Origin of the sequence: Nocardiopsis sp. NPDC058789 (assembly GCF_042745575.1) — a bacterium.
GTDB classification, from domain to species: domain Bacteria; phylum Actinomycetota; class Actinomycetes; order Streptosporangiales; family Streptosporangiaceae; genus Nocardiopsis; species Nocardiopsis eucommiae.
Window position 1 is genome coordinate 59127 of record NZ_JBHYOW010000009.1, and the last position, 24409, is coordinate 83535.

Genomic DNA, 24409 nt, shown 5'->3' on the forward strand with positions numbered 1-24409 from the left:
TCTAGCTCTCGGAGCGGTCGGTGTCCCTGGACCCGGGGGTCTCTGGCTCGGCGGGCCCGGGCCCGGGCGCCTCCGGTGACTCGGGCTCCCCCGCGGCCTCCTCGGTGCCGGGTGCGCCCTCCTCCGCCTTCTTCGGCTTGGTGCGGCCCTTGCGCAGCTCCCCGATGACGGTGCCGCACACCGAGCGCAGCTGCTCGATGGAGATCGCGCCGGAGCGCAGCACGCGCGGGACGGCGTACGTGAGGTCGACGATCGTGGACGCCACCGGGCTCTCGGCCTCGCCGCCGTCCAGGTACACGGCGACGTCGTCACCGAGCTGCTCGATCGCCTCCTCCGCCGTGGTCGCGGCGGCCTGACCGGACTTGTTGGCGCTGCTCACCGCCATCGGACCGGTCTCCTTGAGCAGTTCCAGCGCCACCGGGTCCATCGGCATCCGCACGGCCACGGTGCCCTTGGTGTCGCCCAGGTCCCAGGAGAGGCTCGGGGTGGCGGTGCACACCAGGGTGAGCGGGCCGGGCCAGAACTCCTCCATGAGGTCCCGGCCGTGGTTGCCCAGGTCCTCGATGAGCGCGGAGGCGGCACGCATGGAGCCCACGAGGACCGGCGGCGGCATGTCCCGCCCACGGCCTTTGGCCTCCAGGAGTCCGGCCACCGCCTTCGGGCTGAAGGCGTCGGTACCGATGCCGTACACGGTGTCCGTGGGCAGCACCACGAGTTCGCCTCGGCGTACCGCGGACGCGGCGTCGGCGATGCCGTCCTTGCGGGCGGTCTCGTCCGCGCAGTCGTAGATGCGGCTCACCTGCGTCACCTCAATCTCGGTCGACCGGGCCTGGTTGCCGGTCCTGCGGTGGGGATGGGGGGTGTGGCTCTGCGGACACGGTGCCGCTAACCGTCGTCGTCGGCACGACGCATGACCACGAAGCGGTCGCGCCGGGCCATGTCCTTGCGGTTGAGGACGTCGCGCCAACCGCGGTCCTCGGGGAACAGCCGGGGGATGTCGATGCCCTGGCCGTCGTGGTGTTCGACCGCCATGGCGCCGCCGGGACGGAGGAGTCTGCGGCCGACCCCCTCCAGGTCGCGGATCATGTCCAGCCCGTCCTCGCCGGACCAGAGGGCGGGCGCCGGGTCGTAGTCGCGCACCTCGGGCGGGATCAGGCCCGCCTCGCTGGTGGGGACGTAGGGCGGGTTGCTGATGAGGAGGTCGACGCGGCCGTTGAGCTCGGGCAGGGCGGTGCGCATGTCGCCCTCGTGGGAGGTGACGCGGTCGGCGTGTCCGGTGGCCTCGATGTTGCGCCGGGTCCAGGTCAGGGCGCCGGGGTCGATCTCCACGGTGTGCACTCGGGAGCGGGGGACCTCCTGGGCGATGGAGATCGCGATGGCGCCGGAGCCGGAACCCAGGTCCACGACGAGGGGGTCGGCGACGTCCATGGAGCGCAGGGTCTCGATCGCCCAGTCCACCATGATCTCGGTCTCCGGCCGGGGCACGAAGACCCCCGGCCCCACCTGGAGTTCGAGGTACCGGAAGTAGGCGCGGCCGGTGATGTGCTGGAGGGGTTCGCGCGCCTCGCGGCGGGAGACGCACTCCCAGTAGCGCGCGTCGAAGTCGGCGTCGGCGACAGCGTGGAGTTCCCCTCGACGGACACCGTGCACGAACGCCGCGAGTTCCTCGGCGTCCGTACGGGGTGAGGCCACGCCCGCCTCAGCGAGCCTCAGTGTGGCGCGGGCGACCTCGTCGAGCAGGAAGTTCATGACTGGGCGGCTTCGAGCCTCTCCTTGGTGTCCGCGTCCACCAGGGCCTTGACGACCCCGTCCAGCTCCCCGTCGAGGACCTGGTCGAGGTTGTAGGCCTTGTAGCCGACGCGATGGTCGGAGATACGGTTCTCCGGGAAATTGTAGGTGCGCACGCGCTCGGAGCGGTCCACGGTGCGGACCTGGCTCTTGCGCTCGGCGGAGGCCTCGGCGTCCGCGCTGGCCTGGGCCTCGGCGAAGATGCGGGCGCGCAGGATGCGCATGGCCTGCTCCTTGTTCTGGAGCTGGCTCTTCTCGTTCTGGCAGGAGGCCACGATGCCGGTCGGCAGGTGGGTGATCCGGACGGCGGAGTCGGTGGTGTTGACGCTCTGTCCGCCGGGGCCGGAGGAACGGTAGACGTCGATGCGCAGATCGTTGTCGTTGATGACGATCTCGATCTCCTCGGCCTCGGGGACGACGAGGACGCCCGCGGCGGAGGTGTGGATGCGCCCCTGGGACTCGGTGACCGGGACGCGCTGGACCCGGTGGACGCCGCCCTCGAACTTGAGCATGGGCCACACGCCGGTGCCGGGCTCGGGGGTGCCCCTGTTCTTGAAGGCGATCGTGATGTCCTTGTAGCCGCCCAGGTCGGAGTGGGTGGCGTCGATGACCTCGGTCTTCCACCCCTGCCGCTCGGCGTAGCGCAGGTACATACGGACGAGGTCGCCCGCGAACAGGGCGGACTCCTCGCCGCCCTCGCCGGCCTTGACCTCCATGATGAGGTTCTTGTCGTCGGCGGGGTCGCGCGGGACGAGGAGGACGCGCAGGCGCTCGGTGAGGCGCTCGGCCTCCTCGGTCAGGCGGTCGGCCTCCTCCGCGAAGGAGGAGTCCTCGGCGGCCAGCTCACGGGCGGCGTCGATGTCGTTCTCGACCTCCTTGAGCTGACGGTAGGCCTCGATGATCGGGGTGAGCTGTGAGTAGCGCTTGCCCAGCGTGCGCGCCTTCGCCTGGTTGGCGTGCACCTCGGGGTCGGCGAGCTGCTGTTCCAGCTCGTAGTACTCCCCAAGGAGGTCGTCCAGCTTCACTTTCCCACGTTCCCGTCTGTCGCTCGCCCTGTCCGTCTCCCCCGTGCGGGGGACCGCCTGGATGCCCGGTGGTGCCGCCCTCTCCGGGGAGGAGCGGCGCCACCGGGCGACGGGCAGCGCTACTTGCGCTTGCCGAAGCGCTTCTCGAAGCGGGCGACACGGCCGCCGGTGTCGAGGATCTTCTGCTTGCCGGTGTAGAAGGGGTGGCACGCGGAGCACACGTCGGCGCGGATCTTGCCCTCGGAAACCGTGCTGCGCGTCACGAACTTGGCCCCGCAGGTGCAGGTCACCTCGGTCGGGACGTACTCGGGGTGGATGTCGGCCTGCATGTGTGTCTCCTTGCTAGTGCGCGACCGCCGGACGCATGACGACCGCACCACCGTCGGAGGTGGGGCGGTGTTCGTTGACCATGCGCGAACCGGTGCCGCGGCGATCCAGGTAAGAGGGCGGCGTGCACTCCCCCTCGGGAGGACGGTCGTTCCCTGATACCAGTTTGCCAGACCATCAACCGTGCCGGGACCAGTACCTATTCCCGCCCCCTCTCCGACGCCCCCGGGGCCGGTGTCCGGACCGACGCGGACGCGCGGCGGTCGTGGCGCCACAGCCACAGCAGGGTGCCGGCGGTGGCCGCGAGGGTGAGGCAGAGCATGAGGAACCCCGCGTTGGCGCCCGGCCCGTGGATGAACAGGTACGCGAGCGACCCGGCCATGAGCAGGTAGTAGGTCAGCGGGAACACCGTCTGGCGGAGGATGTCGCCCTCCCGCCCGGCGAGGCCGACCACGGCGGAGGCGGCCACCACGTTGTGCACCGTGATCATGTTGCCCGCCGCGCCACCGGCCGCCTGGGCGGCGACGACGTTCTCGGGCGGGACCCCGATGCGTTCGGCGGTGGAGTGCTGGAACAGGGAGAACATCAGGTTGGAGACGGTGTTGGACCCGGCCACGAAGGCACCCAGGGCTCCGATCCAGGGGGCCAGCAGCGGCCACTGGTGCCCCCCGAGTTCGGCGGCTCCGGTGGCCAGGGTGAGGGGCATGCTCTCCAGGTCGGTCGTGCCGAACCCCGTGCCGGTGTTGATGAAGACCCGGACCAGCGGGACGGCGAAGAGCAGGGCCACGGCGGCTCCGGCCAGCTGGGATCCGGCCATCCGCCAGGAGTCGAGGATCTCCCGGGGCCGCATGCGGTGCAGCCCGTAGGTGACGAGGCAGATCAGGATGAACGTGGCCCCGGGCGAGTAGAGCGGGGCCACGGAGTCCCCGATCGAGGTGCCGAGGATGTCGGTGGCGCCCACGGTGACGCCGGACAGCCAGTCCTTGACCGGCTCGATGGTGCGGGTGGCCACGAGCAGGGCGGCGACCAGGAGGTAGGGGGCCCAGGCGTTGAGGAAGCCGACGCGGCGGCCGGTGTCGACCGCCTCGTCCGCACCGCCGGACTCGATCCGGCCGGTCCAGCGGGCCAGCCAGTCCTCCCGGGGCGGGAAGTCCCAGACCCGCTTCGGCATGAGGAAGCCGCGTCGGGCGGCGAGGACGACGATGACCAGGCCGGTGAGCCCGCCGAGGAGACTGGTGAACTCGACGCCGAGGAAGTAGTTGTACAGGAGCGAGGGGACGGTCAGGGCCAGCCCGCTGAAGAGGGCGAACCGCCACACTTCGAGACCGTCGGAGAAGCGCCGCCGGCCACCGTAGAAACCGCAGAGCATGCAACAGATCAGCAGGGGGACGAGAGTCCCGGTGATCGAGTGCAGCAGGACGGTCTGGAAGCCGATCTCGGTCACGTACTCGGGGAAGCTCAGGCCGAGTTCGGAGGCGCGCGCCGCCACCCCTCCCCCGCCGTCCAGGCCGCCTCCGACGCCGACGAGGATCGGGGTGCCGACGGCCCCGAAGCTGACCGAGGTGCTCTGGATGACCATGCCGACCATGACGGCGGCCATGGCGGGGAAGCCGAGGGCGAGCATGAGGGGCGCGACGACGGCGGCGGGGGTGCCGAAGCCGGAGGCGCCCTCGATGAAGCTGCCGAACAGCCAGCCGATGATGATGGCCTGGATCCGCCGGTCCGGGCTGATGTCGGTGAACGTCCGTCGGATGGTGGCGACCGCCCCGCTCCTGGTGAGCGTGGAGAGCAGGAGCAGCGCGCCGAAGATGATGTAGAGCAGGCCCGCGGCGAGGATCAGGCCCTGGAGGGTGGAGGCGACGACGGTCGTCGGGTCGGTCCCCCAGACGAGGACGGCGATCGAGACCACGACCACGTAACCGGCGGGCATCGCGTACATGGCGGGGAGGCGGAATCCGACGAGCAGGACTCCGACGACCAGGATCGGGGTGAGCGCGAGAAGGCTGAGCAGGGCGAGGTTGTCCATCCAGGCGGCTCCCTGGTAGGGGGTGTGCACTCTGGCCCGCGTGACCCTACGTTCGCGGGCGACCACCCACCAGCCCCCTTGTGTGATCCGAGACACATAAGTGATCATCGGCTTCCGCACTCCGGAACACGCCGCCTCCGCGCCACCCCGGACACACGGAGGGCCCCCTCCCCGAACCGGGAAGGGGGCCCTCGTGAGACGGGCTCCGGAGCGGTCTACGAACGCTCGGGGCCCACCGTGGTCTTCTGGATCTGCATGAGGAACTCGGCGTTGCTCTTGGACTCCTTCATCTTGTCCAGGAGCAGCTCGATCGCCTGCTGCGTGTCCAGGGCGTGCAGCACCCGGCGGAGCTTCCAGACGACGTTCAGCTCCTCCGGCGACATCAGGATCTCCTCCTTACGGGTGCTGGAGGCGTCCACGTCCACGGCCGGGAAGATCCGCTTGTCCGCCAGGGACCGGTTGAGCTTGAGCTCCATGTTGCCGGTGCCCTTGAACTCCTCGAAGATCACCTCGTCGGCGCGCGAGCCGGTCTCGACCAGCGCGGTCGCCAGGATGGTCAGCGAGCCGCCGCCCTCGATGTTGCGGGCCGCACCGAAGAAGCGCTTCGGCGGGTAGAGGGCGGTGGAGTCCACACCACCGGACATGATGCGTCCGCTGGCGGGGGCGGCCAGATTGTAGGCACGGCCCAGACGGGTGATGGAGTCGAGCAGGACGACCACGTCCATGCCCATCTCCACGAGCCGCTTGGCCCGCTCGATCGCCAGGTCGGCGACGACCGTGTGGTCCTCGGCCGGGCGGTCGAAGGTCGAGTGGATGACCTCGCCCTTGACCGTGCGCTGCATGTCGGTGACTTCCTCGGGACGTTCGTCCACGAGGATCACCATCAGGTAGCACTCGGGGTTGTTCTCGGTGATCGCGTTGGCGATCGACTGCATCACCATCGTCTTGCCCGCCTTGGGGGGCGAGACGATCAGACCGCGCTGGCCCTTACCGATGGGCGCGACGAGGTCGATGATGCGCGTGGTGAGGATGTTCGGCTCGGTCTCCAGGCGCAGACGCTCCTGGGGGTAGAGCGGAACCAGCTTGGAGAACTCCTGACGGCCACGGGCCTGGTCCGAGGACATGCCGTTGACCGAGTCCAGACGCACGAGGGCGTTGAACTTCTCGCGGCGCTCGCCGTCCTTGGGCTGGCGGACCGCACCGATGATGTGGTCGCCCTTGCGCAGACCGTGCTTGCGCACCTGGGCCAGCGAGACGTACACGTCGCTCTGCCCGGGCAGGTAGCCGGTGGTGCGGACGAAGGCGTAGTTGTCCAGGATGTCCAGGATGCCCGCGACCGGCAGCAGGACGTCGTCCTCACCGATGACCGGCTCCGGCTCCTGGCCGCCCCCGCGTCCGCCGCGACGGTCCCGGCGGTCCCGACGGCGCCCGCGGCGGCGGCCGCCACCGAAGTCGTCGTCGTCGTTGTTGTTCCCGCTGTTGCCGCGGCCGCCCTGGTTCTGGCCGCCACCGCCACCGCCGGTCTGCTGGCGTTCGGAGTTGTTGTTCGCGTTCTGGTCGTCGCCGCCGCGGTTGCGGTTGCGACGGTTGCGCTGGCGCTCGCGACCCTGCCCGGACCTGGTGTCACGGTCCTCGGAGTCGGGGCCGTTCTTCTGGGGGGTGCTGGATGTCTTGGTCACGCTGCTCGCGGAGGTAGAGGAGTCGGTGCCGTCCACCGAGCGGGTCTGGTCACCGGACTCGTCGCCGCGCCTGCGGGACGAGCGGCGGTTACGGGAGGGCTTTTCGCCCTTCCCACCCTGGGTCTCGGTCACGGCCTGGTCGGACGACCGCTCACCGGCGCTCTTGCGCGGTGCCTCGTCCGTGCCCGACTGGGCGGGAGACTGGGCTTCGGCCGGGCCGTCAGTTGGTTCGACCTTACCGGCCTTGGGGGCGGTGTCGGCTTTCTTTGCGGATTTGGCCGTCGTGGGTCCGCCGACGGGGCCGCCCTGCTTGGCCTCGATGGCGGCGATGACGTCACTCTTGCGCATGCGCCCCGTGCCGGTGATGCCCATGCTCGACGCGAGCTTCTGGAGCTCGGGGAGCTTCTGGGCGGAGAGCCCGGTACCGCGCGAGGCCGTGCGTGACCTCGCGGTCGTGGCTTCGCCGGCCTCCGAGGAGGCGTCGGCGCTCTTCTTGCTGTCGACCGCCGCGTCCGTTCGGAGTTCGGTGGTGTCGCTCACTAAGGGTCCTTCCCAAGGAGCGGGCTTCGGCCGTCAGCGGTTTGCTTGAGCGGCCGGCCCGGTGGTGCGAACCGGCAGGGGCCGGGTAGGGCGTGCCCCACGTGGATGTCGGAAACCGGCGAAGACGGTCCCCTACCCAATCGCGGCGGGCTCTGGGTACAGCCAGACGTCGGGGCGAGTGGCTCGGAGGTACTGCCTGTCTACCCTGAGGACACACTCGACCATGACGGAGGAGAGTACTCGGGAGACGTGGGCACAGCGGGAGATCCGCTGGATCGACACTTGGGCCACCGCTTCCAACAGGTCGAGAGATCGGACCGCCGGAGTATGAGACGCGGAAGCCGTTGTGGCGGATGAGCACACGCCCCGCAACGGGGCATCTGGTGCTTCACCAAGCCTAACATCACCAGAGGCCACGGCTATTCCTCGACACAGATGCTACGGATGGGGAGATGGGGTCCGCACCCCCACCGGCTCGATGTGCAGGGGGCGTATGTCCCAATCATTACCCGCCCGCAGGCGAATCGAATCAACCTGTCGGGTGATTTCCGGTGAATCCGCCCGCGCGTGTCCCTCCGAGACGGAACACAGGACGAGGACCGTGGGGCCCGCGCCGGAGACCACCGCCGGGAGTTTCTCGTATTCACGCAGGTCACGGATGAGATCCAGGGTGCGCGGCATCGCCGGGGCCCGGTACGCCTCGTGTAGCCGATCCTCGGTGGCCGCGTACAGGGATTCGGTCTGGCCACAAACGGCCGCGGTCATCAGCGCGGCGCGCCCCGCGTTGAAGGCGGCATCCGCGTGGGAGACGGACTCGGGCAGGAGTCCCCGCGCGCGCTCCGTGGACAGCCGCCACCCCGGCACGCACAGCACCGGCAACACCCGGGGGTCCGGTGTCAACCGGGCCGCCCCCCAGGAGTCACCGTCGCGGTAGGCGACCGTGTAGCCGCCGTGGACACACGGCGCCACGTTGTCCGGGTGGCCCTCGATGTCCGCCGCGACCTGGTAGATCCACTCCCGGTCCGGGCCGCCCCCGGGGCCCGACCGGCCCAGCAGCGCCGAGGCCGCCGCGACCCCGCCCACGATCGCGGACGACGAGGACCCCAGCCCACGCGCGTGCGGAATCCCGTTCACACAGTGCAGGTCCAGCCCGGGCAGCTTCTCCCCGGCCCGCTCGAAGGCCTCGCGCATGGCGCGGACCACGAGATGACGCCCGTCGAGCGGCACCTCACCCGCGCCCTCCCCCTCCACACGGATGTGGAGCTCGCCGTCCGTACGGAGCTCGACGTGGAACTCGTTGTACAACCGGACGGCCAGGCCGAGAGCGTCGAAGCCCGGCCCGAGGTTGGCACTGGTGGCCGGGGCCCGGACCGACAGGCGTGGTGGGGTCATCTTTCCTGCTTTCATTGGGCCTCCACACTTCCTTCGGCCTCCGCTTCGCTTCGGCCCGTGTTCGAGCGCCCCCTCATGGCGGAGGTGTGGGTGGGACTCATGGTTGTGGTTGGGGTTCAGACGTGTTTGCTTGGGGCCTCCGCTTCGCTTCGGCCCGTGTTCGGGCGCCCAAGAAGCCAGCTGTTCTTCATCCTCGTCCACGCCTGGCTCGTTCCTCGCTGGCGGCTTGACTCGTCTTGCAGAACCCTGGCGGCGCCCGAACGAGCACCCCCTGGTGGCAGGGGTGAACGGGCAGCGCTCACACCTGTGGTGGAGGCGTGTGGGCGGGACTCATGGCTGTGGCGAGGGGGTGCGGCACAGCTGCCCCGGACTCACCGGCGCTCGAACGGGCACCCCCCTGTGGCGGAGGCGTGCGGACGGACTCATGCCTGTGGCGAGGGTGTCGGGTCAGGGACTGGCTGTGGCCGAGGTGACCCGGTCCAGCGCTCCACTCGGTCGGGATCAGGCCAGGCTGAGGGCCTTGGCGGCGGCCAGGGCGTCCACGGGCACGGTGGTGGCGGAGGAGGCACCGGCCAGGGCCCAGTCCGGGTCCTTGAGGCCGTTTCCGGTCACCGTGCACACGATGCGGCTGCCCCTCGGGACCAGTCCCGCCTCGGCGGACTGGAGGAGTCCGGCCACGCTGGCGGCGGAGGCGAGTTCGACGAACACGCCCTCCTCGGCGGCGAGGAGCTTGTAGGCGGCCATGATCTGCCGGTCGGTGACCTTGTGGATGAGGCCGTCGGACTCGTCGCGGGCCTGCTCCGCGAGCTTCCAGGAGGCGGGGTTGCCGATCCGGATCGCGGTGGCGATGGTGCTCGGGCTGGTCACCGGGGCGCCGTCGACGATGGGTGCGGAGCCGCTGGCCTGGAAGCCGAACATGCGCGGGGCCTTGGAGGAGACGCCGTCCTTGGCGTACTCGGAGTAGCCCATCCAGTAGGCGGTGATGTTCCCGGCGTTGCCGACGGGGATGCAGTGGATGTCCGGGGCGTCCCCGAGGGCGTCCACGATCTCGAAGGCGGCGGTCTTCTGCCCCTGGAGGCGGTAGGGGTTGACCGAGTTCACCAGGGCGACCGGGTAGTCCACGCTGAGCTTGCGGGCCAGCTCCAGGCAGTCGTCGAAGTTCCCGTCGACCTGGAGGAGGCGGGCGCCGTGCACGAGGGCCTGGGCGAGCTTGCCCATGGCGATCTTGCCCTGGGGCACCAGCACGGCGCAGGTCATACCCGCACGGATGGCGTAGGCGGCGGCGCTCGCGCTGGTGTTGCCGGTGGAGGCGCAGATGACGGCCTTGGCGCCGTCCTCGGCGGCCTTGGTGATGGCCATGGTCATGCCCCGGTCCTTGAAGGAACCGGTGGGGTTGAGGCCCTCGACCTTGAGGAGGACCTCGCATCCGGTGAGCTCGGATACGCGCGTGGCGGGCAGCAGCGGAGTGCCGCCCTCCTGGAGGGTGACGACGGGGGTGTTCTCGTTGACGGGAAGGCGGTCGCGGTACTCCTCGACGATGCCTCGCCACGCCCGTGCCATGCTCACGACGGTGTCCCTTTCGGGTGGGTGTTGTTGACGCGCGGCCGGACCGGCGCGCGTGGGGATGCGGCGGGGCGTCGCGGAGGCGATCCGCCCCCACCAGCTACGAGTCTATGACCAAGCCCGAGTCGTCTTGCATCTCGGGATGACTTCTCACAATGTGGACATTCCGGCCCCGTGTGGCGTGGACACCTCCCCCCTGGGGCGAGGAGGAAGGATCCACGGAACACGGCCTAGTCCTGGAAGGTCTCCACGCGCATCACGCTGGCGACGTCGCGGACCATCGGGTGCGCGCTGAGCAGTTCGACGGTGCTGCTCAACGCGGAGTCGGGCGCGGGGTGGCTGACCAGCACGAGCTGGGCGTCGTCCCCCGTCCCCTCCTGGCGCACGTTCTTGATGGACACCCCGTGGTCGGCGAAGATCTCCGCGACCTTGGAGAGCACACCCGGGCGGTCGGCCACGTCCAGCGCCACGTGGTAGCTGGTGATGGTGTGGCCCATGTCGTGCACCGGGAGACCCGTGTCGTGAGCGCCCTCGGACACGGACGTGTCGGCCAGGCGGTTGCGGACCACCGCGACCAGGTCACCCAGGACCGCGCTGGCGGTGGGTGTCCCCCCGGCCCCGGCCCCGTAGAACATGAGGCGTCCGGCGGACTCCGCCTCGACGAACACCGCGTTGTAGGCCTCCTTGACGCTGGCCAGGGGGTGTTCGACCGGCAGCATCACCGGGTGGACGCGCACACCCACGGACTTCCCGTCCTCGGAGCGCTGGCAGATCGCCAGGAGTTTGACGACACAGCCCATCGCGCGGGCGCTGGCGATGTCGGCGGCTGACACCCCGGTGATGCCCTCGCGGTGGACGTCGGCGGCGGTCACCCGCTGCGTGTGGAAGGCCAGCCGGGCCAGGATCGCGGCCTTCGCGGCGGCGTCGAAGCCCTCGACGTCGGCGGTCGGGTCGGCCTCGGCGTAACCGAGGGTCTGCGCCTCCTCCAGGGACTCGGTGAACCCCGAGCCCAGGGAGTCCATGCGGTCCAGCACGTAGTTCGTGGTCCCGTTGACGATCCCCAGGACCCGGTTGACCCGGTCCCCGGCCAGGGAGTCACGCAGCGGGCGCAGCAGCGGGATCGCCCCGGCCACGGACGCCTCGTAGTAGAGGTCGACCCCGGCCTCGCGGGCCGCCGCGTGGAGCGTCTGACCGTCCTCGGCGAGCAGGGCCTTGTTGGCCGTCACCACGGACTTGCCCGACTTGATCGCGGCGAGCATCAGCGAACGGGCCGGTTCGATCCCGCCGATGACCTCCACCACGACGTCGATGTCCGGGCGGGTGACCAGCGCCGTGGCGTCGGTGGTCAGCAGCGCCGGGTCGACGCCGCGGTCGCGGTCCAGCCGACGGACCGCGATGCCGCCGATCTCGATCGGCGTGCCGATCCGCGCGGCCAGTTCCTCGGACTGCTCGTTGACCAGGCGGACGACTTCCGAACCCACAACGCCGCATCCGAGCAGCGCCACCTTCATCGCCATTTGGGCGTGACTCCCACTTCTCTCGTGTCCGAACTGCCGGGCGCCGGTGCGGCGCCCGGAGGGCGGACGGTTCAGCCTACGTCGAGGCGGAGGAGGTCCTCCTCGTTCTCCCTGCGCACGATCACCCGTGCGTTCGCGTCCCGGACCGCCACCATGGCGGGGCGGGGCAGGTGGTTGTAGTTGCTCGCCATGGAGTAGCAGTAGGCGCCCGTGGCGGCGACCGCCACCAGGTCGCCCGGCCTCAGGTCGGCGGGCAGGTGGAGGTCGTGCACGATGATGTCACCGCTCTCGCAGTGCTTGCCGACCAGGCGGGAGAGCATCGGCTCGGCGACGCTCTCCCTGGACACCAGCTGGCTCGTGTACTCCGAGCCGTAGAGGGCCGTGCGGATGTTGTCGCTCATGCCGCCGTCGACGCTCACGTAGGTGCGGATGCCCTCGACGTCCTTGACGGTGCCGACCTCGTAGACGGTGATCCCGGCCGGACCGGCCACGGCGCGCCCCGGCTCCACGGCGATGCGCGGCATGGGCAGGCCCGCGTCCTGGCACTCGCGGCGCACGATCTCGGTGAGGCTGGCCGCGATGGTCCTGGGGTCGAGCGGGTCGTCCCCGGCGGTGTAGGCGATACCCAGGCCGCCGCCGAGGTCGAGCTCCGCGAGGGTGATGTCCAGTTCCTCGTGGATCCGGGTGAGGAACCGGGTGACGCGGCGGGCGGCGACCTCGAAGCCGGAGGTGTCGAAGATCTGCGAGCCGATGTGCGAGTGCAGCCCCACCAGCTCCAGGTGGTCGGCGGCCAGGACGCGGCGGACCGCCTCGGCGGCGGCGCCGGTGCTCAGCGCGAAGCCGAACTTCTGGTCGTCGTGCGCGGTGGCGACGAACTCGTGGGTGTGGGCCTCCACGCCGGTGGTGACGCGGATGAGCACCCGGGGGTGCGCGCCGGACTCGGCGGCCACCGCCTCCAGACGGTCGATCTCGTCGAGGGAGTCCAGGATGATCCGGCCGACTCCGGCCTCCACGGCGCGGCGGAGCTCGGAGACCGACTTGTTGTTGCCGTGCATGGCGACGCGGTCGGTGGGGACCCCCGCGGCCAGGGCCACGGCCAGCTCCCCTCCGGAGCAGACGTCGAGCTTGAGCCCCTCCTCGACCACCCAGCGGGCGACCGCCTTGTTCAGCAGGGCCTTGCCCGCGTAGTAGACGTCGGCGTCCGCGAAGGCCGTGGAGTAGGCGCGGGCACGGGCCCGGAAGTCCGCCTCGTCCATGACGAAGAGCGGGGTGCCGTACTCGGCCGCGAGCGCGCGCACACCGACGCCGCCGACGGTGAGTTCACCGTCCGAGCGGTGCGCCGTGGCGGGCCAGATCCGCGGGTTGAGGGCGTTGAGGTCCTCCGGCGGCAGCGGCGGGTTGTCCTCCGGCAGGACCTCCGCGTGGCGGGATCCGGCGGGGTGGGCGTAGCGGCTCATGAGGGTCTTTCGGCTGGGACTGCGGTGCGTCTTGGCTGTGCTGTGTTCGGTGCGGCGCGGGGGGCCGGAGCGGTCGCTCCACTCATTGTCCACCAAGCCGATCGGAACACAGGGGTTGGGCTGGCCCCACCGGGGTCCGCCTCGGGTGTCTACAGCCTTGTGGGCGCTGACACCCCGAGCAGGAAGAGTCCGGTGCCGACCACACCGGCGACGGCGGCGGGCAGCGCGGGATCGAGCGCGGCCCAGGTCGGTTCCGGCTCCGCGTCCGGTTCGGCCCCGGCGGTGGAACCGGTCCGCCACTCATCGTAGGCACTGGTCAGCGCCTCCAGGTATCTCACCAGGATATGGGGTTCCTCTCGGCGGGCCGCGGTGTCCAGGACGCTGGGGCCGTCGAAGAGGAGTCCGCGCACCCGGGCACCGTGTGCGTGGTGGCAGCGCGTGCGCGGGGGAACCCCTCCGGTGGCGGCCCGCTGTTCCTCCGCCCAGCGCGTGCTGCTGAGCGCGTGCGCGTGGGCGTAGCGGAGCCGGAAGGCGGGGTTGGCGTCGGTGAGCCGGGCCCAGGAACCGGCGTTCTCCGCCGAGGGCAGCACCGGCAGGTCGCGGCCGGTGGTCTCGTTCTCCCGGGGGCGTTCGGGGACCGACCGGCAGAAGGCCACGCGGGCGCTGGCCTCACCGATCCGGCCGAGCGCGCGACCCGAGGCCGTGAAGAGCGTCGACTGGTCGGTGTCCAGGTAGCGGTCGCGCCAGGAGACCTCGCCCTCGGGGCCGGGCGGGGGGTTCCCGCCGACGGCCATGGCGATGCGGGCCCGGGCGTCGGCGCGGGCGTAGCGGCGGGCCTGGGCGAGGGGTCCGGCCTCGTGCAGGTCGGAGCGGGGCCACTCCCCCGTCCCGGTCCAGGCCCGGCCGGTGAGGTAGGCGGGGCCGTCCGCCGCCGCGTGGAGGAGGCTCTGGCGCTGTTCGCAGGTGAAGGTGAAGTTGGCGAAGCCGCGCTGGTCCGCGTGCACGCGCGCGAACCCGGCGTCGGGCTCGCCCTCGTCGGCCATGTCCTCGATCCGCGCGACGATGCGTCCGGACACCATGAGCCGGTGGGAGTCCTCCCGTCCCCGGGGGAGTTCGTCGCGGACCCGGCCGACCAGGCGGGGCGCCAGGGCGATCGCGGCGTCGGCGCCGTCGTCCGCGTGGTCGGCGCGCGGCCACACGAAGGGGACGTCGGCGTCAGCGAGTCCGAAGGCGGCCAGGGCGGCCCTGCGGACGAGGGTCTCCAGCTTCCGGGGGGTCACGCCGCGCCCCCGATCCCGCCGTCGCCCTCCCCGAGGAGCGCCCGGATCAGGTCGACCAGCTCGTCGGGGTCGAAGGGCTTGGTCAGGTAGTCGTCCACGCCGATCCGCTCCCCGCGCCTGCGGTCGTCCGCCTGCGCGCGGGCGGTCACCATGACGATGCGGCGCGCGAAGCCGTCGGATCGCAGGCGTTCGACCGTGGACCAGCCGTCGAGGCGGGGCATCATCACGTCCATGGTGATGACGTCGGGGTCGACGTGGCCGACCCGGTCCAGACAGTCCTGACCGTCCATGGCGGTGAACACCTCGAACCCCTCCAGTTCGAGGTTGAGGCGGATGAGTTCGCGGATGACCTCGTCGTCCTCGACGACGAGAACCCGTGCGGGAAGGGCGTTCACGCCCGTGACACTACCGCCGCCGAGTGTGGCCGCACCACTGGAATCCAGTATCTGAGGGGGGTCGGAGGCGGGTCCGGCGCTCGGGTGGTCAACCCTCCCGGAACCCCTGCTACAGTTGTTCTCGCAGCAGCGCCCCCTTAGCTCAGGGGATAGAGCACCGGCCTCCGGAGCCGGGTGCGGAGGTTCGAATCCTCCAGGGGGCACCTAGCAGATGGGAACACTCTTTTGAGGGTTCCCATCTTTTCGTTTCTGATCCTTCTCCGGCGTCGGCGACCTGTCTGGCCGCCTGAACGGACCTTTCCAAGGCCTCCCCGCGAGGGTGACCCGGATGTGTGCGCGGTTGGACCGCTTGTCGTGAACGACCTCCAGCCGGAACGCCTCGAAGAGACGTCGCAGCGCCTCCTCGGGAACCTCCTCCAGCTCCACCGCCCCGATCGGGATCTCGTCCAGCAACCCGGGGACGATGCGGGCGGGGGGTCGGGCTCGGAGGGTCCTCAGCTCCTCGGCCGGATGTAGCCGGTGTACGTGGGATTGATGAGCACCCCTCCGCGTCTGCGGGGCTCACCGGCTGCTGAATCTCGGGCATGAGGTCCGCTCCGGTCCATCCCCGCGTCTGCGGGGCTCACCCCCGCCCCCTCGTTGGCGTCGGTGCGGGTTCCGGTCCATCCCCGCGTCTGCGGGGCTCACGCTTCCGGTCGAAGGCCTCCGCTACGGCCGTGCGGTCCATCCCCGCGTCTGCGGGGCTCACTGGAGGTGACCGGCCCACACGGCTCACACCGGCGGTCCATCCCCCGCGTCTGCGGGGCTCACCCTGCTGGGGGCGCTCGGGGTGGGGGTGGCGGCGGTCCATCCCCGCGTCTGCGGGGCTCACCGCCTCGGGAACGTCGACATCGTTGCTGATCACGGTCCATCCCCGCGTCTGCGGGGCTCACGGATGGACGGCACCACGTCCCCGCCGCCGAGCGGTCCATCCCCGCGTCTGCGGGGCTCACGGATGGACGGCACCACGTCCCCGCCGCCGAGCGGTCCATCCCCGCGTCTGCGGGGCTCACGGCCACGGGTCCCTGCCCGGCCCGCTCTCCCACGGTCCATCCCCGCGTCTGCGGGGCTCACACGGGCCAGCCCGTAGCGGCCCATCAGCACCTCGGTCCATCCCCGCGTCTGCGGGGCTCACACGTACTCCAGCCACGTCCGGGAGTGCTCGGCCGGTCCATCCCCGCGTCTGCGGGGCTCACTCCACGTCCATCTGCCCAACGGCCTCGGACACTGGTCCATCCCCGCGTCTGCGGGGCTCACTAGCGCCGCGTCCAGGACCCCGTCCACCAGGCAGGTCCATCCCCGCGTCTGCGGGGCTCACCGCGATGGACAGCCCGTCCGCGCGGAGCTGGGCGGTCCATCCCCGCGTCTGCGGGGCTCACTTGATCGCCGCCCACGCGGCCATGAGCCCGCCCGGTCCATCCCCGCGTCTGCGGGGCTCACAGCAAATGACCTACAACAACGCCAAGCGTTATCTTCCCGCAACATCAGTTTGCGGTGACAGGACCGCACACCACTCGGGTTCGCCGTCGCACAGCGCGAACTCGAACATGTGCGAGTAGAACGCCACCGCTCCGCCCCCACGAATCGAAGGACTCCAGCCCCATCACCCTTTCATGACGCCCAAGGGATCTCCACGGAGAGAAAGCCACCATGTCAGACGGGCCGGGGGATCTCCGGGTGCACCGCCCCCAGCGTTCCTTGTGGCCGAAGGGCACCGCGATCAGCTCTTCCGTCGGCAACGCCCATCCGCCCTTGGGTTCTCCAGAGCCCACCTCCACCTGGACGCCGGAGAAAGTAACTGTCTGTCGCTCATCCACAGCATCCGAGGTCTCACTCCCGGTATGAGCGTCCAGCTCGGGAACGACATGGAGGCGCCCCGGCAACCCGCCTTCGTCCTCCGGGTCCGAGCCCACGTGCTCCTCGACCCCCGTGTCGAGGAGGAGCTACTCATCGACTGCGGGCATACTTCGTACGCTCCGGGCCACCGCGCGGAACACTCGTATCAGCAGCTCATACGCCCCGATCAGCTCGACCAGCGGGCGGCCATCACTCCTCACCGCCCCCTCTCCGCGGCACGCACTCCGCGCCCACGCTCGGGCGGCTCCGCGGTCTCCTCCATGACCAGCCGCGCGTTCCCATCTGCCACGTGTCCCGCAGGGGACACAGCGAGGAAGACCGGCGGAGACACTGTCCCGCCGGTCTTTTCGGTGCGCGGGGTCGGGACGGCGGGCTCAGGCGGGGATCAGTGGCCAGGAGCCGTCCACCACCGCTTCGGGGTTCCGGCGGCGCAGGTACTCCTGGAAGCTGGCGGACTGCTCCGACTTCCACGTGATCTGGGCGGCGTGCAGCTCCTCGGCGGTCAGCGCCGCGATCTCGGGGTGCTGGGCCGCGATCTTCCAGGCGAGGCGGGCGGCGGCCAGGGCGTCGGCGGCGGCCCCGTGCGCCTCCTCCTGGGCGAGCGGCACCTCGTAGTGGGCGCAGACGTCGACCAGCTTGCGCGAGCCACGGCGGAAGGTGTCCACCTCCTTGTCCAGGACCAGGGGGTCCACCACCAGGGGTTGGTCGGCCAGGGGACGGCCCGGGCGGTGGAGCGCGAGCTCGCGGTCGAGGAGGGTGAAGTCGTAGGGCGCGTTGTAGACCACCACGGGCAAACCCTCCGCGATGACCGCCTCCAGGGCTGCGGCGATCTCGGTGACCACCTCGGCGGCGGGTCGCCCCTCCGCACGGGCCTGTTCGGTGGTGATGCCGTGGATCTCGGTGGCCTCCTGCGGGATCTCGATCCCGGGGTCGGCCAGCCAGGTGGTGACGTCCTTGGTCCGGTTGCCGGGGTCGATGCGCCACAGGGCGGCGGTGACGATCCTGTCGCCCTCGACGTCCAGGCCCGTGGTCTCGACGTCGAAGGCGGCCATGGGCCGGGTGTGCCAGGAAGTGTTCACGTGACTCCTCGAGTGTTCGGTTCGGTGCCGGGTGGGGCCGTGTGTTCGGTGAGCGCGGTGACGCAGGCGCGGATCGCCGGGGTCTCGGCGTCGGCCCGCCACACCGCGTTGATCGTCCTGCGCAGGGGCGGGTCGGTGGGCAGGAACAGCACACCCTCGGGTGCGGTGCGTCGGCCGAGGTCAGGGACGAGTGCCATGGCCAGACCGGAGGCCACCAGTTCCAGCTGGGAGGGGATCTCGGCGAGCGTGTACCTGATGTCGGGTTCGACGCCCCGGGAGCGCAGTGCCTGGAGGATCGCCTCGTAGGGCTCGGTGCCCGCCGGGCAGCTGGCCCAGGGCAGGCCGCCCGGGGCGGCCAGTGACGCGAGGTCGACGGGGGGCGGGTCCGCGAGGGGGTGCCCCCTCGGCAGGGCCAGGCAGACGCGTTCCTCCAGGAGTTCCACCGTACGGACCCCGGCGGGCAGCGCGACCGGGCGGCTGGACCAGCTCTCGGCCAGGACCAGGTCCAGTTCCCCGCGCAGGAGCGGGGGGATCAGGGAGACCACCTCGCCGTCGCGGACCGTGGGGACCAGCCGGGGGTGTTCGGTGAGCAGGGCGGACAGCGCTCCGGGGAGCAGGTTGCGCACGGCGCTGCCCACGCCGCCCAGGCGCAGCGGTCCGAGGATCTGCCGGTCGAGGGCGGCGAGGTCGGTCTGGGCCTCGCTGAGCTGGGCCAGCACCCGGTCGGCGTGCGCGGCCAGGACACGGCCCGCGTGGGTGAGCCGTACCGTGCGCCCCTCGGGTTCGAGCAGGCGCTGCCCGGCCTCCCGCTCCAGTTTGGCGAGCTGCTGGGACATGCCCGACGGCGTCACGTGGAGGACCCGTGCGGCGCGCGCGATGGAGCCGTGGGTGCGCACGGCGGCCAGCGCCCTGAGTCGTTCCATGCTGAACACGGAAGCAACACTACCGACTACCAGCGACAAATCATCGCTTTTGTTTCAGGGTCGGAGACGCCACCCTGGATCTGTGACTCGCGCGTGGCGGGTCGGCAGCGACGGAGGGGGCGCGGGGCGAGTGGCGGGAACGGACACGAGGCGGACGGGGCAGGGGTCGGTGCTGGACCGGGCCAACCCCGTGGTCCTGGCCGTCGTGGGGTCGGCCACCACCTCCGCCACGGGGGTGTTCGTGAAGCTGTCCGGCGCCAACACCGGGACGGCGGCCTTCCTGCGGTGCGCGCTGGCGCTGTTCGTGCTGGTCCCGATGGCCCTGACGGAGATCCGCCGGGTGGGGCCCCGAGCGCTCCGGCTCGTGGGGATGGACCTGGTGGCGGGGCTGCTGCTGGGCGTGGACTACGTGTTCTGGGTGGCGAGCATCCAGCACGTGGGCGCGGGGATGGCGACCGTGCTCCTCAACATCCAGGTGGTGGTCTTCCCGCTGTTGGCGTGGGTGTTCCTGGGCGACCGCGCCCCGCTGCGGTTCCTGCTCGCGGTCCCGGTGATGCTGACCGGAGTGGCCCTCACGGCGGGGGTGGTCGGTCCGGGCACGGACGGCGCCGCCTCCGGCGGTGACCCGTGGCTCGGCCTGCTCTACGGCTGCGCCGCCGGGGTGACCTACGCGGGCTATCTCTTCCTGTCCCGGCTCGGCGGCGGGCAGGGGCACACGGTGACCCCGGTGTGCGTCTCCACCGCCTCCGCCGCGCTCGCCGCCGGTGTGCTGGGCGCGCTGTGGAGCGGGATCGACCTGGCCTCGTTGGACGCCATGGCCTGGCTGTGGCTGTCGCTGCTGGCGCTGACCGGTCAGGTGCTGACCTGGCTGCTCGTGGGCTCGGCCCTGCCTCGGCTGACCGCGAGCACCGGGGCGGCGATCCTGGTGCTCCCGCCGGTGCTCGCGGTGGCCATGAGCGCGGTCTTCCTGGGCGAGCGGGTCACGCCCGTCCAGTTGGGCGGTTGCGTGCTGGTGGTCCTGGCGATCTGGTTGTCCCAGCGCCAGGGGACACGGCGCTGACACCGCGGGCACGCCCTCCCAGGGCCACCGAGCGCGCCTCCCCTGCTCCGGGCGCCGGGCGACGCCGCCCGCACCCCCGGACTCGCCCCGCTCGTGGAGGCCCTGCGGGAGCTCGCACCGGGCCCGGCCGCCCTCACGCCCCGACCGGGTACCGGCCCTCCGACGCGGATGCCCTACCGTCGGGGCATGAAGTTTCTGGTACGTGAACGCGTGTTCGACATCGGCGACGACTTCTGGGTGACCGACGAACAGGGCACCAAGGTGTTCTGGGTGGACGGCAAGGCCCTGAGACTGCGCACCACCTTCGAGCTCAAGGACCCCAAGGGCGAGGTCCTCATGGTGATCCGCAAGAAGCTCTTCAAGGTCCGTGACCAGATGCGCGTGGAGCACGACGGCTCGACCGTCGCCACCGTGCGCAAGCGGCTCTTCAACCCCGTCCGGGACAAGCTCAACGTCGAGGTCAAGGGCGGCGACGACTGGGAGGTGGTCGGGAGCTTCTTCGACAAGGAGTACTCGATCAGCGACAAGGAGGGCACCGTCGCGGTCGTGTCCCGCAAGTGGTTCCGGATGCGTGACACCTACGCGGTGGACGTCAACACCCACCGGCGCGACCTCGCCGGGGACCCCGCCCTGGTGATCGCGGTCGCCGTGGCCGTGGACGCCCTCACCGGCGACGACGGAGACGACGACTGACGCGAAGGGGCCGGGACGGCCCCGCCGCCCCGGCCCCGGGAGGACGCGCGCCGTCCACACGCGCCCTCCCGATTCTCGGGTGGAGCCCCGGTGTTCAGGCGTCCCTTCGAACGAAGCGCACCGCGGCCACCAGCCACACGGCCACCACCCAGGTCACCATCACCAAACCGCCCTGGACCGCGCCCAGTCCGAAGGTGTCCTCCGAGGCCTCCATGTACATCAGTGCACCGGCCCGGTCTGGAAGGAGGTCGGCCAGGTCGGTGACCATGGACAGGAACTGCGACAACGCCAGCACCAGAGCCACCAGGATCGCCAGCGGGGCCACCGCGCTCCGTGCCAGCACCGTGCAGCCAGCGGCCAGCAGGGCAAGCAGCACCCAGTACAGGACGGCACCGGCCATGGGCACGAGGATCGCACCGTCGAGCACGTCCGAGAACGGCAGTCCGTGGTCTCCCAGGCCGAGCTGGGCCGCCATGAAGGCGGAGGGCACGGTGACCAGCGCGACCAGGACCGCGAGGAGCGCCACCACGGCGGCCTTGGCGGCCAGGAAGCGGAGCCGCCCGGGCACGGCCAGCAGCGACGTGCGTACCTGCCCGCCGACGAACTCGCCGCTGACGGCCAGAACCCCCAGCACCACCATCCCGGCCTGGCCGAAGTACACGGCCTGGAAGCCCTCCCCCTCCGGTGTCACGTGCAGACCGTTTCGTGCGGGGTCGTCGTCCAGGTGGCCGGCGATGGTCCAGCTCGCCAGGGCGGCGAGCCCCACGGTGATCACGAAGGTCGCCACCATCGACAACCGCACCACGGGCAGGGTGCCCAGCTTGCGCCCCTCCGAGCGCACGTCGAGCAGCATCAGAACTCGCCCTCCTTTGTCATGGAGGTGAGCGCGAAGAACGCGTCCTCCAGGGAGTCGTGACCGACGGTCAGCTCGTCCGGCCCGCCGCACGCGACCAGCCTCCCCCGGTCGATCACCACCAGATGGTCGGCGATCCGGGCGATCTCGTCCATGAGATGGCTGGACAGCAGCACGGTGCGTCCCTCCTCGGCCAGTTCCCGGGTGAAGGATCGCATCCACCGGATGCCCGCCGGGTCGAGCCCGTTGACCGGCTCGTCCATGATCACCACCTGTGGGTCACCGAGCAGGGCGGCGGCGAGGTTGAGCCGCTGTCCCATGCCCAGGGAGAAGGTGCGCACCCGAGCGCGGGCGACCCGTTCCAGGTCGACCCGGCGCAGCACCTCGTCCACACGACGCAGCGGAAGGCCGTTCGCGCGGGCGATCCACGCCAGATGGGCGCGGGCGGTGTGTGAGGGGTGAGCGCCCCCGAAGTCGAGCTGGGCTCCGACGACCCTGCCCGGCCGGCGCAGCGAGGTGTAGGGGACCCCGGTGACGGTCGCGGTTCCGGCGTCGATCCGGTCCAGACCCAACAGCATGCGCAGGGTGGTGGACTTGCCAGCCCCGTTGGGGCCCAGGAATCCGGTGACCTGACCGGGGGCGGCGGTGAAGGTCAGGCCGTCCACTGCCGTGTGGGCACCGTAGCGCCTGGTGAGTCCGCGTATCTCGATCATGGCCCCCATGGTCGTCCGCACGGGTGGTTCGGCACATCGGCCCGTGGTGGACATTCGGAACGTCAACCCTGGGGGACACACGGATCGCCACCGAACGTGACTGAGGGGTCAGCCGACTCGCACGAGGCCGCTCTCGTAGGCGAAGACGACCAGTTGGGCGCGGTCGCGGGCGTCGAGTTTGCTGAGGAGGCGGCTCACATAGGTCTTGACGGTGGCGTGGCTGAGGGTCAGGTCGGCGGCGATCTCGGTGTTGGAGCGCCCCCGGCCGATCAGGGTGACGACCTCGCGCTCGCGCGGCGTCAGACCGGCGGCGTCCAGCCGCCAGGGGGCGGCGTCGGAGAGAGGACGCTCCGAGCGGACGACGTGGGCGATGAGGCGCCCGGTGATCTCCGGAGCGAGCAGTGCCTGCCCGTCCGCGACCAGGCGCAGGGCGCGCAGCAGCTCCTCGGGGCGGGTGTTCTTCAAAAGGAAGCCGCTGGCACCGGCCCGCAGCGCCTCGTACACGTACTCGTCGAGGTCGAACATGGTAAGGACGATGACGCGCGTGGTGTCGGAGTTCGCGCAGATGTGGCGGGTGGCCGTGAGTCCGTCGAGGTCGGGCATGCGCACGTCCATGAGCACGAGGTCGGGTGCGGTGCTCGCGACGAGGTCGAGGGCTTCCTGACCGGTGCGGGCCTCGGCCACCACGGTCATGTCGGGGGCGTGGTCGACGAGCATGCGCAGGGAGCCGCGCAGCAGTTCCTGGTCGTCGGCGATGAGCACGCGGACGGGGTCGCTCCGTGTGTGGGTCATCGTTGCCCTTCCGTGGGGTGAGAGTCGGGCGTCGGGGTCTTCGTGGAGCCCAGGGCCAAGGGGAACCGCGCGTGGACCCTGTGACCGCCACCGGGGAGGGGGCCGGTGCGCAGGGAGCCCCCGTGCAGTGACACGCGTTCGCGCATGCCGATCAGACCAGTCCCACTGCCGGGAAGCTCCGCGGTCGAGGTCGGCTCGTGCCCGCCCGGGTTCCCGGCCCGGCCGGTGTCGAGGACCCTCACCTCCACGGCCCCGTCGTCGGCGGTGACCGTGACCGTGCAGGTCGATCCGGGTGCGTGCCGAACAACGTTGGTGAGGGACTCCTGGACGACACGGTGCACGGCGGCGGCCACGGTCGCGGGCAGCCCCTCGGTTCCGTGGGTGTGCAGTGAGCATTCCACGCCGGCGGCGCGCGCGGTCTCCACCAACGAAGGCAGCTCGGCCAGTCCGGGCCCTGGTGCCCTGGGCGCGGTCTCCCCCTGGCGCAGCACCCCGAGGACGAGGCGGAGTTCGTCGCTGGAGACACGGCTGGTTCTCTCGATCTCGGCGAGGGCCCCCGCCAGCGCGCGTGGATCGTCCCGGTGCACGTGCAGGACCACACCGGCGCGCATGCCGATCACTCCCAGGGTGTGCGAGACGATGTCGTGGACCTCGCGGGCCACGCGTAGTCGTTCCTCGTTCTGGATGCGTGCGACGGAGTGCTCGGCGTCGCGGAGCTCCCTCAGGTGGCGTTCACGTACCACCCGTCCCAGCAACCACGACAATCCGAACGGGGCCAGGAACGCGATCGGGAAGAGCAGGACGAGGGGAGAGATGTCGGCGATCGGTGCGTACATCCGCTCGGGGACCCAGAGCGTCGCGCCGACCAGCACGGCGCACGGCGCACCAAGGGCGAGGGCGAGGAGGGTCGGCCGTGGAAGCGACGCGCTCCCCCGCCAGGTCAGGGCCAGGGGGTACAGGGTCCAGGCGGCGGCCAGGGGCGGGGCGGCACCCCAGCCGCCGAGCAGTGTGAGGACGCTGGCGGCGAGAACCGTGGCGAACGCACCCGCCGGGTACTTCCAGCGCAGCACCATCCCCGCCGGGATCACGAGGAGCAACACCAGCGCGACCCCTTCCCACGGGTCGGCGCCCAAACGGTCCGGCGATGTCAACCGCCACCAGGTGGAGGGGTCCACGAACACGTACGCCAGGGCGACGGCGACGTCCACGGCGTATCTCGGGCCTGTGGCCCCTCCGGTCCCGCCCAAGGCGGTCCAGTGGCGAGTGAGGCTCACGAACGGGTGCGGCCTTCCTGTGCAGGGTGCGGAACGGCCCCTCACGGTAGCCGGACGGCGGCGCGCGCGGCGGGGCGTGGCCGGTTCCGGTAGCCAGCTGTAGTGCCCCCGGTCTCCCGTTGGCCCAGACTGGTCCG

The 24409-nt window shown here is 71.0% G+C and carries 21 protein-coding genes, 1 tRNA gene and 1 CRISPR repeat array; of the genes, 3 read left to right on the forward strand and 19 right to left on the reverse strand.

Features of this window, described 5'->3' with window-relative positions; all coding sequences use genetic code 11:
- Position 1 precedes the first annotated feature (1 nt).
- From ACFW3L_RS15140 to ACFW3L_RS15195, 12 genes are all read right to left on the reverse strand, one after another.
- The gene (locus ACFW3L_RS15140) at positions 2–799 is read right to left on the reverse strand and encodes an L-threonylcarbamoyladenylate synthase (RefSeq protein ID WP_378740616.1); all 798 of its coding nucleotides are present in this window, start codon (positions 797–799) and stop codon (positions 2–4) included.
- 86 nt (positions 800–885) lie between these two features.
- Entirely contained in the window at positions 886–1749 is an 864-nt protein-coding gene (prmC, locus tag ACFW3L_RS15145) for a peptide chain release factor N(5)-glutamine methyltransferase (protein WP_378740618.1), read from the reverse strand.
- A complete protein-coding gene (gene prfA, locus ACFW3L_RS15150; protein WP_378740620.1) occupies positions 1746–2813 on the reverse strand; it encodes a peptide chain release factor 1 in 1068 nt (355 codons plus the stop codon). The genes prmC and prfA overlap by 4 nt, the downstream gene beginning before the upstream one ends.
- Positions 2814–2932: 119 nt before the next feature.
- The gene (gene rpmE, locus ACFW3L_RS15155; protein ID WP_378740622.1) at positions 2933–3142 is read right to left on the reverse strand and encodes a 50S ribosomal protein L31; all 210 of its coding nucleotides are present in this window, start codon (positions 3140–3142) and stop codon (positions 2933–2935) included.
- Positions 3143–3339: 197 nt separating this feature from the next.
- Entirely contained in the window at positions 3340–5166 is a 1827-nt protein-coding gene (locus ACFW3L_RS15160; protein ID WP_378740624.1) for an L-lactate permease, read from the reverse strand.
- A 215-nt stretch (positions 5167–5381) separates the two neighbouring features.
- Positions 5382–7385, reverse strand: a complete 2004-nt coding sequence (gene rho, locus ACFW3L_RS15165) for a transcription termination factor Rho (RefSeq protein ID WP_378740626.1) — start codon at positions 7383–7385, stop codon at positions 5382–5384.
- 438 nt (positions 7386–7823) lie between these two features.
- Complete coding sequence (gene thrB / locus ACFW3L_RS15170) at positions 7824–8762, reverse strand: homoserine kinase (RefSeq protein ID WP_378741024.1); 939 nt, start codon at positions 8760–8762, stop codon at positions 7824–7826.
- 516 nt (positions 8763–9278) lie between these two features.
- Positions 9279–10337, reverse strand: coding sequence for a threonine synthase (thrC, locus tag ACFW3L_RS15175; RefSeq protein ID WP_378741026.1), 1059 nt, complete (start codon positions 10335–10337; stop codon positions 9279–9281).
- A 233-nt stretch (positions 10338–10570) separates the two neighbouring features.
- Positions 10571–11857: a homoserine dehydrogenase gene (locus ACFW3L_RS15180; protein ID WP_378740628.1), complete on the reverse strand. Its 1287-nt coding sequence runs from the start codon at positions 11855–11857 to the stop codon at positions 10571–10573.
- 71 nt (positions 11858–11928) lie between these two features.
- A complete protein-coding gene (lysA, locus tag ACFW3L_RS15185; RefSeq protein WP_378740630.1) occupies positions 11929–13314 on the reverse strand; it encodes a diaminopimelate decarboxylase in 1386 nt (461 codons plus the stop codon).
- Positions 13315–13463: 149 nt separating this feature from the next.
- Positions 13464–14594: a DALR anticodon-binding domain-containing protein gene (locus ACFW3L_RS15190; protein ID WP_378740632.1), complete on the reverse strand. Its 1131-nt coding sequence runs from the start codon at positions 14592–14594 to the stop codon at positions 13464–13466.
- A complete protein-coding gene (locus ACFW3L_RS15195) occupies positions 14591–14989 on the reverse strand; it encodes a response regulator transcription factor (RefSeq protein WP_378740634.1) in 399 nt (132 codons plus the stop codon). The genes ACFW3L_RS15190 and ACFW3L_RS15195 overlap by 4 nt, the downstream gene beginning before the upstream one ends.
- A 131-nt stretch (positions 14990–15120) precedes the next feature.
- Between ACFW3L_RS15195 and ACFW3L_RS15200 the strand changes: the two genes are divergently transcribed.
- Positions 15121–15192 (forward strand) — tRNA-Arg (locus tag ACFW3L_RS15200).
- 1 nt (position 15193) lies between these two features.
- Here the strand turns inward: ACFW3L_RS15200 and ACFW3L_RS15205 are convergent.
- The 3 genes from ACFW3L_RS15205 to ACFW3L_RS15215 all read right to left on the reverse strand — a co-directional run bounded on the left by ACFW3L_RS15205 (position 15194) and on the right by ACFW3L_RS15215 (position 18896).
- Entirely contained in the window at positions 15194–15442 is a 249-nt protein-coding gene (locus ACFW3L_RS15205) for a hypothetical protein (RefSeq protein ID WP_378740636.1), read from the reverse strand.
- 83 nt (positions 15443–15525) lie between these two features.
- Positions 15526–16468: direct repeats of the CRISPR family, unit length 28 nt; unit sequence GGTCCATCCCCGCGTCTGCGGGGCTCAC.
- A 791-nt stretch (positions 16469–17259) separates the two neighbouring features.
- The gene (locus ACFW3L_RS15210; protein ID WP_378740638.1) at positions 17260–17964 is read right to left on the reverse strand and encodes an exonuclease domain-containing protein; all 705 of its coding nucleotides are present in this window, start codon (positions 17962–17964) and stop codon (positions 17260–17262) included.
- Positions 17961–18896 (reverse strand): LysR family transcriptional regulator, encoded by a 936-nt coding sequence (locus tag ACFW3L_RS15215; protein ID WP_378740640.1) that lies wholly within the window; start codon positions 18894–18896, stop codon positions 17961–17963. The genes ACFW3L_RS15210 and ACFW3L_RS15215 overlap by 4 nt, the downstream gene beginning before the upstream one ends.
- 121 nt (positions 18897–19017) lie before the next feature.
- Here ACFW3L_RS15215 and ACFW3L_RS15220 point away from each other — a divergent pair, with 121 nt between their 5' ends.
- Both ACFW3L_RS15220 and ACFW3L_RS15225 read left to right on the forward strand, forming a co-directional pair.
- Complete coding sequence (locus tag ACFW3L_RS15220) at positions 19018–19947, forward strand: DMT family transporter (RefSeq protein WP_378740642.1); 930 nt, start codon at positions 19018–19020, stop codon at positions 19945–19947.
- Between the two features lie 186 nt (positions 19948–20133).
- Positions 20134–20640: an LURP-one-related/scramblase family protein gene (locus ACFW3L_RS15225; RefSeq protein ID WP_378740644.1), complete on the forward strand. Its 507-nt coding sequence runs from the start codon at positions 20134–20136 to the stop codon at positions 20638–20640.
- A 94-nt stretch (positions 20641–20734) separates the two neighbouring features.
- Here ACFW3L_RS15225 and ACFW3L_RS15230 read toward each other — a convergent pair whose 3' ends face one another.
- The 4 genes from ACFW3L_RS15230 to ACFW3L_RS15245 form a co-directional block, all read right to left on the reverse strand.
- Positions 20735–21493: an ABC transporter permease gene (locus tag ACFW3L_RS15230; RefSeq protein ID WP_378740646.1), complete on the reverse strand. Its 759-nt coding sequence runs from the start codon at positions 21491–21493 to the stop codon at positions 20735–20737.
- Positions 21493–22206 (reverse strand): ABC transporter ATP-binding protein, encoded by a 714-nt coding sequence (locus tag ACFW3L_RS15235; RefSeq protein ID WP_378740648.1) that lies wholly within the window; start codon positions 22204–22206, stop codon positions 21493–21495. Before ACFW3L_RS15235 ends, ACFW3L_RS15230 begins: the two co-directional genes overlap by 1 nt.
- A gap of 108 nt (positions 22207–22314) precedes the next feature.
- Positions 22315–22998: a response regulator gene (locus ACFW3L_RS15240; protein ID WP_378740650.1), complete on the reverse strand. Its 684-nt coding sequence runs from the start codon at positions 22996–22998 to the stop codon at positions 22315–22317.
- Positions 22995–24206 (reverse strand): ATP-binding protein, encoded by a 1212-nt coding sequence (locus ACFW3L_RS15245; RefSeq protein WP_378740653.1) that lies wholly within the window; start codon positions 24204–24206, stop codon positions 22995–22997. Before ACFW3L_RS15245 ends, ACFW3L_RS15240 begins: the two co-directional genes overlap by 4 nt.
- Positions 24207–24409 lie beyond the last annotated feature (203 nt).

Excerpts from the sequence above, each read along its gene's own strand:
- prmC (WP_378740618.1), bottom strand. The coding sequence starts at position 1,749 with ATGAACTTCCTGCTCGACGAGGTCGCCCGCGCCACACTGAGGCTCGCT.
- rpmE (WP_378740622.1), bottom strand. The coding sequence starts at position 3,142 with ATGCAGGCCGACATCCACCCCGAGTACGTCCCGACCGAGGTGACCTGC.
- ACFW3L_RS15160 (WP_378740624.1), bottom strand. The coding sequence starts at position 5,166 with ATGGACAACCTCGCCCTGCTCAGCCTTCTCGCGCTCACCCCGATCCTG.
- thrC (WP_378741026.1), bottom strand. The coding sequence starts at position 10,337 with ATGGCACGGGCGTGGCGAGGCATCGTCGAGGAGTACCGCGACCGCCTT.
- ACFW3L_RS15180 (WP_378740628.1), bottom strand. The coding sequence starts at position 11,857 with ATGGCGATGAAGGTGGCGCTGCTCGGATGCGGCGTTGTGGGTTCGGAA.
- lysA (WP_378740630.1), bottom strand. The coding sequence starts at position 13,314 with ATGAGCCGCTACGCCCACCCCGCCGGATCCCGCCACGCGGAGGTCCTG.
- ACFW3L_RS15225 (WP_378740644.1), top strand. The coding sequence starts at position 20,134 with ATGAAGTTTCTGGTACGTGAACGCGTGTTCGACATCGGCGACGACTTC.
- ACFW3L_RS15230 (WP_378740646.1), bottom strand. The coding sequence starts at position 21,493 with ATGCTGCTCGACGTGCGCTCGGAGGGGCGCAAGCTGGGCACCCTGCCC.
- ACFW3L_RS15235 (WP_378740648.1), bottom strand. The coding sequence starts at position 22,206 with ATGATCGAGATACGCGGACTCACCAGGCGCTACGGTGCCCACACGGCA.
- ACFW3L_RS15240 (WP_378740650.1), bottom strand. The coding sequence starts at position 22,998 with ATGACCCACACACGGAGCGACCCCGTCCGCGTGCTCATCGCCGACGAC.